This window comes from Haladaptatus sp. W1 (genome assembly GCF_001723155.1).
Lineage (GTDB): Archaea > Halobacteriota > Halobacteria > Halobacteriales > Haladaptataceae > Haladaptatus > Haladaptatus paucihalophilus.
The window spans coordinates 1-5996 of the sequence record NZ_MEIH01000177.1 but is presented as its reverse complement, the minus strand read 5'-3'; the positions used below and the strand labels follow the sequence as shown (position 1 = coordinate 5996).

Sequence of the window (5996 nt, the reverse complement as noted above, 5' to 3'; positions counted from 1 at the left end):
GACGGGAGCATCGCGGTGAAGGCGGTCAAAGCGACGATTTCGGACGAGTGGGAACTCGAACTGGAGGACAGCATCGGCAACAGATACACGACGATTCGACCGGTCGGCCGCGTGGCGACGCGCGACCGCGCTGTTTCGGCGCTGGTATCGTTCGCACGGGAGGTCAATGACCTTCGTCACGAACGCGGGGAGGTGCTGCCGGACGACATCGTTCGGGAAGTACAGCGCAGCGAGCGAGTGCCCGTTTAGACGATTTTTCGCGCGACTTCGGCCACGGCCTCGGCGGAGTCGCCGAGGATGTAGACGATGGGTTCGATGCCGTAGCCGCCGGTGTGATAGAGCACCGTCGCGTCCGGCGACTCGTCGAGAGCGGTGCCGACCGCCTCGCCGAGGTCGTCGTACTCGGCGTCGAACTCGGCGGTCGCGTGGCCCGCCGATTCGAGGCGGGCCACGATGTCGGGGTCGTAGCGGACGTTAAGCGCGGCGTGGACGTCGGCACCGTTGTCCCGCGCCGCGAGGAGAAGGGAGGCGACGTGCGCGCTGACGCCGAATTCGGGGTCCGCCGGAATCGTCGCCCGACCCTTCACGTCGAAGATGCGGCCGGGGATACCAGCCACGTCGTCGATGCTCTCGGCGTTGGGCAGACTCTCGCAGAGGTTCGAGCCAACCGCGGGGATGAGTGAGGTGAAACCGCTCGTTCCCTCCACGATGTGAATTCCGCGGCGCATGGACGAGAGGACGCGCTCGGTCGCCCGGAGCTCGTCGTCCGGGTCGTGGACGTTGAAATCCCCGCCGTGACCCGCCAGTTCGGGCATCGCCTCCTCGTGCAGTTGCGCGATGAGGTCGTGGTCTTCGAGTCGTCGGATGAGCACCTCCACCTCCACGAGCGCCTGCACCTGACTCATGCTTCCCGTCGCCAGCCCCTCACCGACCTCGGTTACGAGGCGGGAGACGCGCTCGTCGTCCCGAATACGGTCGTTTTGCGCGACGTCGCCGTGCGCGTACTTCGAGACGGCGCTCTGGCTGATACCGAGGGCGTCGGCCACCTCGCTCTGGGTCAGGCCCCGCTCGCGCAGGTCTTCCGCGAGCATCGAGCGAAACGTGGGGAGGAACTCCTCGACGACGACTTCCTCCGCGAACTTCACAATTGGTCACCACCGAACTCGTGGTCGCTCCCGATTCGGGACGCCTGCGGTCCGGCTTGGTCCTGATATTTCGACCCGCGTTCGGACCCGTACGGCCGCTCCGACGGGTTCTTGAGTTCCGTGAAGATGAGCTGTGAGATGCGCGTGCCGGGTTTGAGCGCGACGGGAGCGGTCCCGAGGTTAGACAGTTCGAGGGTTATCTGTCCGCGATAGCCGGGGTCCACGACTCCCGCCGTAGCGTGGACGACGACGGCGAGTCGGCCGAGCGACGAGCGCCCTTCGACGTGGGCCAGCAGGTCCGACGGGATTTCGACGCGCTCCTTCGTCGTTCCGAGGACGAAATCGCCCGGATGGAGGATGAACTCGTCGCCCTCCTGGACGATGGTTTCCGTGACGTAGCTGTCCACCTCGTCCTCGCTATCGGGGTGGATGCACGGGATGTTGGTTCGCTGGAATTCGAGGAACTCCTCGCCGAGTCGAAGGTCGATACTCGCCGGTTGAATCTGCAGGTCGGGTTCGTCAATCGGTTCGACCACCAAGTCGCCGGAATCGAGACGGCGGCGGATGTCCGCGTCCGAGAGTATCATTGTCGAAAACAGGGGTGGGGGTGTGTAAAGACCCACCGGTCGTCAGGCGAGCGTGGGGAGGAACGAGAGGAAGGCGATGGCTCCGGCGGCCGTCGCGGCCGCCGCCGTCGAGAGCCGCCGGGCGTGTTTCAATCCGAACGTCCAGACGACCCACTGCCACGCCGTCCCGAGCGCGGACACGAACAACGTTCCCCCGCGCGCCGTCGCCACGAGCGATTGCAGTTGGTCGAGGACGACCTGTGGGTTGCTCCCCGAGAGGTCCGTCCCCCGAAGCGCGAGGAAGAACAACCCGATACCGACGAGCATCTGGACGAGGGAGGGGAGCATCCCCCATCCGGCGACCGCGAGCGTGTTCGAGAACGACCCCTCACCACCCGCCACCGCCGACGCGACGTGAAGGCCGACTGCAATCAGCGGCCACGCCAAGAGGACGGTGATGAAGACGAACGGGATTTTCTTCTGGAACCCCTCCCAGATGAGATCGCCGATGACGACGGTCTTCTGTTCGGGTCTGTCACACCCCGTGGAGAAGTTCGCCGCACCACCGGCGGCGAATCCGTCGCAGAACACTTCGTCCGGGCGGTTCGGATTGTCTATCTTCGTCGTTCCGGTCATCCGCTGGCTCATCGACCAACCGACAAATCCGAAGACGGCGGTCGTGACGAGCGCGACCACGAGGACGACGCCGAACGCGCTTGCGAGGCTCGGCCGGGGGGCTCGGTTCTCGAAGAACCGATCGGGACGGACGAGGGCATCTAAAAGCATAGTTCTCGGTGCTTGTCATGTGGTATAAGCTTTCTCGAATCGAGTAGCCAGCGTTTTGGTTCGCTACTACGACGCTCGACTATGAAGCAGGCAATCGTCGCCCGAACCGACATCGGGATGGGCAAGGGAAAATTGGCCGCGCAAGTGGCACACGCGTCCCTCTCGGCGTACGAGGACACCGGAGAGCGAGCGCGAAAGCAGTGGAAGGGAGAAGGGCAGAAGAAGGTCGTCCTGAAGGCCGGAGGCGAGGACGAAGTGTTCCGCCTCGCGGAGAAGGCGCGGGCAGAGGGACTCCCGCACGCCATCATCCGCGACGCGGGTCACACGCAACTCGACCCGGGAACCGTGACGGCGCTCGCCGTCGGCCCGGCCGACGACGACCTCGTGGACCGAGTGACGGGGTCGCTGTCGCTGTATTGATATCGAGCGCAACCTCACTAAAATATATCAGGCCACAAACCTTTTGCTGACCGAGTTTCTCACATCCGGTAGGCTACGAACTGTGTTACCAAAGACCTCACCCAACCACTGATGGACGAATCGACCGTCAACGCCGTACTCGACACGCTGCCGGACGTGTTCTATGTTTTCGACGCGGACGGGACACTCGTCGAGTGGAACGACCGACTCGCAGAGGTGACAGGCTACGATGACGACGAACTCGACGGAATGGCACCGCTCGATTTTATCGCGGCGGAGGACAAACAGGAGATAGCGACGGCCATCGACGCGGTACTGCTGGGCGAGAGCACCGAGACGCGCCAGTCGGCGCTCGTAACGAAGGACGGCGAGCACGTTCCGTACGAGTTCAACGCGACGCGGGTCACCGACGAGGACGGGACCGTCACCGGGTTCACCGGAACGGGACGCAATCTCTCCAAACGCCGAAAGCGCGAGCGCACGCTTCGCAGAGAGCGCGACCGAACGAGACAGCTGCTCGAAACGAGTCCTATCGGCATCCTCATCCTCGACGGCGACGGCCGGTTCATCGAAGCGAACGAGCGCGCCGCGACCATTCTCGGCCTTCCGAAAAGAGAGATACTCGACCGAACGTACGACGACGACCGCTGGAACGCCACCGACGAAACGGGAGCACCCATGCCACCCGCCGAATGCCCCTTTGCCAAAACCATCCGCAACGAAGAACCGGAGTACGACACGGTGATGGGTGTCGAACGGCCCGATGGCGAGCGCGTGTGGCTATCAGTCAAAAGCGCGCCGGTGTTCGACGACGAGGGGACCCCCGTGGAAGTCGTCGCGTCGATTTCGAATATCACCGACCGCCGCCACCGTGAACGCGAGCTCCGCCAGCAGCGCGACGAAGTGGAGACGCTGAACCGTATCAACGAACTCGTGCGGGAGGTGATTCACGAACTCGTCGGCGCGGCGACGCGCGAGGAGATAGAAGAGACGGTGTGTACTCGACTCGCCGACTCCGACCTCTATCGGTTCGCGTGGGTCGGCGATCAGGACCTCGTCGAGGGCAGTCTCGTCCCGCAAGCACTCGCTGGAGATGACCAAGCGTTCCACGAACTCGTCGGAGAGGTCGAGCGAGAGAACGAGGTGTGGGAACGCCCCGCGACGAAGGCATTCCGGACGGGACGACACGTCGTCGTCCGCGATTTCTCCAAAACGACCGTCCTCACCGACCGTCTCCGTGAGGGGGCGTTAGAGCGTGGACTCCATTCGGGAATCGCGGTCCCACTCTCGTACGGGCAGACGACGTACGGCGTGTTGGTGGTGTATGCGACACGAACCGACGCGTTCAGCGAGCGGGAAGCCGCCGGGTTCGACACGCTCGGCGAACTCGTCGGGTTCGCCATCAACGCGACCGAGAACAAGAAACTCCTGGCGACGGACCAAGCGGCCGTCGAACTGATGTTCCGCGTCACGGACGAAGCACTGCTGGTTGACTTATCGCGCCAAATCGACGGCACGCTCGTCCTCGACGGTACCGTTCCGACGTCCGACGGTCGATATCTCTACTACGTTCGCGTCAAGGACGCGCAACCGAAACAGGTGGCGGATACCGCCGAAGCGTTCTCGACCGTGAACAATTCGCGCGTCGTCTGGATTCACGACGACGAAGGGCTTCTCGTGTTGACGGTTTCGTCGTCGCTCGTCGAGAACTTCATCGAATCCAGCGCGAAGGTGCTGACGGCACGGGCACACGACGGCGTGGAGGATGTCGTCGTCGAGGTGACGCGGGAAACCGACATTCGAACCCTATTAACGTCGATTCAGTCCACCTATCCCGATATCGAACTCGTCGCAAAGCGTGACGTCGAGCGAACCGAACGGTCGGAACGGAGGTCCCGTGACGTGCTTTCGACGGAACTCACCGACCGACAGCGGTCGGCGTTCCACGCCGCGTATCTGGCCGGATACTACGACTGGCCGCGCGAGAGCACGGCCGAACAGGTCGCGGAGTCGATGGGAATCGCACCGGCGACGCTTCATCAACACCTTCGAAAGGTGGAAGGGAAGCTCGCGTCGTCGTTTTTTGACAGCATGATGGAGTGAGGTGCGGTTTCGAGTACGGTGAATCGAACCCGGTATCGATGTTCCTCGTGATTCGGGAGGCGAGCCAACGTACGTAGGTACTGCGTACTTACCTACGACGTACTACTACACGGGTAATGGAGAGACAAACAACGACCCGAACATCCCCGCCGAGCACGCGAACCGAGATATCGGTCGAAACGTTGTTCGACGTGCTTAGCAGCCCGTACCGACGATACGTCCTTTCGTTCCTCTCCGATGCGACGACGCCGACCACGATGGGAGACCTCGCCTACCACGTCGCGGCGTGGGAGGCCGACACCAGTATCACCGAAATCGACGACGAGGACGCGACGGAGGCGGAGATACTGCTGTATCACGTTCACCTGCCCAAGATGGAGACCATCGGACTCGTCGACTACGACGCCGAATCGGGGGTCGTCGAACCCGGAGAGCGCATCGAAGTGGCGACGGACTGCATCCCGGCGAGCGAGTAGGGTTTTTTAATTCGGTTCGGACGTAAGGTCCGGACGAATGCGCGAGGCACATCCCATCGAGACCGCGGTCGGCATGGAGTATTACGTCAGCGACGAGGACGGCGTGGGGGGAACCCTCCGGGAGACGAACGAGGACTTCCGAGTGAGAGAGATCGAACGATTCGACGCGGACCCGCTCGACGCGGACCCCGGCTCGTACCCGTATCTGATACTCCGCGCGACGCTCCACGGGTGGGATACCAACGACTTCGCCCGGAGCCTCTCCAGCGCGCTCGGAATCAGCCGCGAGCGGGTGTCGTGGGGCGGGACGAAGGACAAGCGCGCGGTGACGACCCAACTGTTCAGCCTCCGAAAGGTCGAGCCGGACGACCTGCCGGAGATGCGCGCCGCCGAACTCGAACCGGTCGGCCGCGCGGGGCGGGAACTTCTGTTCGGCGACCTCGTGGGCAACGAGTTCGAAATCACCGTCTCGAATCCCGACCACCCGGAGAACGCGGACG

8 protein-coding genes are annotated in these 5996 nt (G+C 63.4%); 5 read left to right on the top strand and 3 right to left on the bottom strand.

Translation table 11 applies throughout. The features are described from left to right. Window positions 1-249, top strand: a 249-nt coding sequence (locus tag BG842_RS09105; protein WP_069450515.1) for a hypothetical protein, incomplete at its 5' end; no start/stop codon positions are given. Here the strand turns inward: BG842_RS09105 and BG842_RS09100 are convergent. From BG842_RS09100 to BG842_RS09090, 3 genes are read right to left on the bottom strand one after another with little or no spacing between them, the layout of a single operon-like run. Next, window positions 246-1145: a thiamine-phosphate synthase family protein gene (locus BG842_RS09100; RefSeq protein WP_069450514.1), complete on the bottom strand. Its 900-nt coding sequence runs from the start codon at window positions 1143-1145 to the stop codon at window positions 246-248. The genes BG842_RS09105 and BG842_RS09100 overlap by 4 nt on opposite strands. Then, the gene (gene dcd, locus BG842_RS09095) at window positions 1142-1732 is read right to left on the bottom strand and encodes a dCTP deaminase (protein ID WP_007979866.1); all 591 of its coding nucleotides are present in this window, start codon (window positions 1730-1732) and stop codon (window positions 1142-1144) included. The genes BG842_RS09100 and dcd overlap by 4 nt, the downstream gene beginning before the upstream one ends. Before the next feature lie 42 nt (window positions 1733-1774). Beyond that, window positions 1775-2497, bottom strand: a complete 723-nt coding sequence (locus BG842_RS09090; protein ID WP_069450513.1) for a Yip1 family protein — start codon at window positions 2495-2497, stop codon at window positions 1775-1777. A gap of 81 nt (window positions 2498-2578) precedes the next feature. Between BG842_RS09090 and pth2 the strand changes: the two genes are divergently transcribed. From pth2 to truD, 4 genes are all read left to right on the top strand, one after another. After that, entirely contained in the window at window positions 2579-2917 is a 339-nt protein-coding gene (gene pth2 / locus BG842_RS09085) for a peptidyl-tRNA hydrolase Pth2 (protein WP_007979870.1), read from the top strand. Between the two features lie 111 nt (window positions 2918-3028). Beyond that, window positions 3029-5020 (top strand): PAS domain S-box protein, encoded by a 1992-nt coding sequence (locus tag BG842_RS09080; protein WP_069450512.1) that lies wholly within the window; start codon window positions 3029-3031, stop codon window positions 5018-5020. A 116-nt stretch (window positions 5021-5136) separates the two neighbouring features. Beyond that, window positions 5137-5496, top strand: coding sequence for a hypothetical protein (locus BG842_RS09075; protein ID WP_069450511.1), 360 nt, complete (start codon window positions 5137-5139; stop codon window positions 5494-5496). A gap of 37 nt (window positions 5497-5533) precedes the next feature. Then, window positions 5534-5996 (top strand): tRNA pseudouridine(13) synthase TruD (gene truD, locus BG842_RS09070; protein ID WP_139136074.1); only part of this gene is annotated, 463 nt, incomplete at its 3' end.

What these genes read in the sequence shown, in the direction of transcription:
- dcd (WP_007979866.1), bottom strand. Translation starts at nt 1,732, where the DNA reads ATGATACTCTCGGACGCGGACATCCGCCGCCGTCTCGATTCCGGCGAC.
- BG842_RS09090 (WP_069450513.1), bottom strand. Translation starts at nt 2,497, where the DNA reads ATGCTTTTAGATGCCCTCGTCCGTCCCGATCGGTTCTTCGAGAACCGA.
- pth2 (WP_007979870.1), top strand. Translation starts at nt 2,579, where the DNA reads ATGAAGCAGGCAATCGTCGCCCGAACCGACATCGGGATGGGCAAGGGA.
- BG842_RS09080 (WP_069450512.1), top strand. Translation starts at nt 3,029, where the DNA reads ATGGACGAATCGACCGTCAACGCCGTACTCGACACGCTGCCGGACGTG.
- BG842_RS09075 (WP_069450511.1), top strand. Translation starts at nt 5,137, where the DNA reads ATGGAGAGACAAACAACGACCCGAACATCCCCGCCGAGCACGCGAACC.